Source organism: Streptomyces novaecaesareae (assembly GCF_000716875.1).
In the GTDB taxonomy this organism is placed as follows: domain Bacteria; phylum Actinomycetota; class Actinomycetes; order Streptomycetales; family Streptomycetaceae; genus Kitasatospora; species Kitasatospora novaecaesareae.
This window is the reverse complement of the sequence record NZ_JNWQ01000189.1, coordinates 1-1482: the sequence shown is the minus strand read 5'-3', so window position 1 is coordinate 1482 and position 1482 is coordinate 1. Positions and strand designations below refer to the sequence as shown.

Below are 1482 nucleotides of genomic sequence, written 5' to 3'. Positions count from 1 at the left end.
CTTGGGTTCTAACGGTCCTCGCAACACCCGCGATCTATGGGAGTTGCGAGGACCGTGGCCGTTGGACGCGATGATCTTTCGGACTTGAGGGAGCGTTTCCTCGCGCGGCTGGATGCCGTGGGGAACGTGACCGTGGTGGCGCGTGAGCTGGGGGTGAACCGGCACACCGCCTTCGGCTGGGCCCGGAAGGCCGGACGGGGCTCGGCGCGCCTGCCACGGCGGCACCCCGGGCGCGACGAGTACGAGCGGCTTCGGGCCGCCGGTGTCGCACGCCGGGCGGCAGCCCGGCAGACCGGCGTGAACGAGCGCACGGCCAAGGACTGGGACTGGGGCGTCAAGAAGACCAGGACCACGCGCACCTATGCCGACGGCCGCCGTGTCGACTACACCACCGGGACCGTCACGATGGGCGGCGTGACCACAGCACCAGTGGGCCTGCAAGCCCTGGAAAAGCAACTGCACCCGCGGTTCCTGACACTGGCCGAGCGCGAACGGATACGGGATCTCCGCGCGCTGGGCCATTCGCTGCGGGCGATCGGACGTGCCCTGGGACGGCCGGCGAGCACGGTCAAGCGGGAGATCGACGCGAACTCGGGTAGCGAGGGCTACCAACCCTATGCGGCCCACCGAGCGGCGGCGGCCCGCAGACCCCGGCCCAAGGAGCGCAAACTGCTCCGCGAGGGCCGGCTACGCGGCTTCGTCCAGGACCGACTGCGCAGGCGGTGGTCACCGGAGCAGATCTGCCACGCTCTACCGACGGAGCATCCCGACGACGAGAGCATGCGGGTGAGCGTGGAAACGATCTATCAGGCGCTGTACTTCCAGGCCCGCGGCGGCTTGAAGCGGGAAGTGCAGGCAGCGGTCCGTTCCGGCCGAACCCGCCGCAAACCCCGCCGCGACCCCGAGCGGCGCACCCCGCGGTTCATCGACCCGATGGTGATGATCAGCGACCGTCCCGCCGCTGTCGAGGACCGGGCGGTGCCCGGTCACTGGGAAGGAGACCTGATCATCGGCGCGGGCGGGCGCTCCGCGATCGCGACCCTGGTCGAACGGACCACCCGCTACACCATGCTGGTCCACCTGCCGGGCGGAGCCCACGACGCCGAGACCGTCCGCGACGGCCTCGTCGCCACGATCCAGACCCTGCCCGCCCACCTGCGCGGCTCTCTCACCTGGGACCAGGGCAGCGAGATGGCACGTCACAAGCAGTTCAGCATGGCTACCGGCATGCCCGTCTACTTCTGCGACCCGGCCTCGCCCTGGCAACGCGGCTCGAACGAGAACACGAACGGGCTGCTGCGGCAGTACTTCCCGAAAGGCACCGACCTGAGCCTGCACAGCCCCGAAGACCTCGAACACGTCGCTCAGGAACTCAACGGCCGCCCACGCAAGACGCTCGGCTGGGATACCCCAGCCGAGCGTCTACGTGATCTACTCACCACCTGAAACCAAGTGGTGTTGCGACGACCCCTTGAACCCAAG

General features: G+C 69.2%; 1 protein-coding gene. It reads left to right on the top strand.

Annotated features, from left to right (window positions below; translation table 11 throughout):
- The first annotated feature begins 210 nt into the window (after window positions 1–210).
- Window positions 211–1446 (top strand): IS30 family transposase, encoded by a 1236-nt coding sequence (locus OP86_RS32390; protein WP_209440376.1) that lies wholly within the window; start codon window positions 211–213, stop codon window positions 1444–1446.
- Window positions 1447–1482 lie beyond the last annotated feature (36 nt).